Below are 663 nucleotides of genomic sequence, written 5' to 3' on the forward strand. Positions count from 1 at the left end.
TTTACACAAGTTATAGCTAAAAGATGTTCTAAAACGCAAATTCGTTTCGGTATCCAGTTTTCAAGGATCAATGTTTAAAGAAGGTATTGAATTAAAAAATTATGGTGGAGCCAAGCGGGATCGAACCGCTGACCTCCTGCTTGCAAGGCAGGCGCTCTCCCAGCTGAGCTATGGCCCCATAAAATTCACTCCAAAAAGTGAAGTCTAGCTTCGAAGCTTATTCCGATTACTTTTCGGAGGCCTCGTACTTTATAATGTCATATGGTGGGCCTTGGTGGACTCGAACCACCGACCTCACCCTTATCAGAGGTGCGCTCTAACCAACTGAGCTAAAAGCCCATATAACATATATAACATTGTGAATCAACCAATAATGGTTGTCCGCTTGGCGGCGTCCTACTCTCCCAGGACCCTTCGGTCCAAGTACCATCGGCGCTGGAGGGCTTAACGGTCGTGTTCGGGATGGGTACGTGTGGAACCCCTCCGCTATCGCCACCAAACGCATACGAAAGAGACTTGCTCTTTCAAAACTGAACACGAGTGAGTGTTCGAACCCGAAGGTTCTATTGTGGAAGTTAAACTTCCGATTTGAATGTCTTCATTGCAGAAGACGATTCTCCATAGAAAGGAGGTGATCCAGCCGCACCTTCCGATACGGCTACC

At 47.1% G+C, this 663-nt stretch carries 2 tRNA genes and 1 rRNA gene; all 3 read right to left on the bottom strand.

Going from position 1 to position 663, the window contains the following annotated elements:
- Positions 1-102: 102 nt before the first annotated feature.
- Positions 103-178, bottom strand: a tRNA-Ala gene (locus UQ64_RS00515).
- A gap of 84 nt (positions 179-262) precedes the next feature.
- Positions 263-339 (bottom strand) — tRNA-Ile (locus UQ64_RS00520).
- A 44-nt stretch (positions 340-383) separates the two neighbouring features.
- Positions 384-500 (bottom strand): 5S ribosomal RNA (rrf, locus tag UQ64_RS00525).
- Between the last annotated feature and the right edge of the window lie 163 nt (positions 501-663).

Source organism: Paenibacillus etheri, assembly GCF_001012825.1.
Classification (GTDB): Bacteria; Bacillota; Bacilli; order Paenibacillales; family Paenibacillaceae; genus Paenibacillus_AQ; species Paenibacillus_AQ etheri.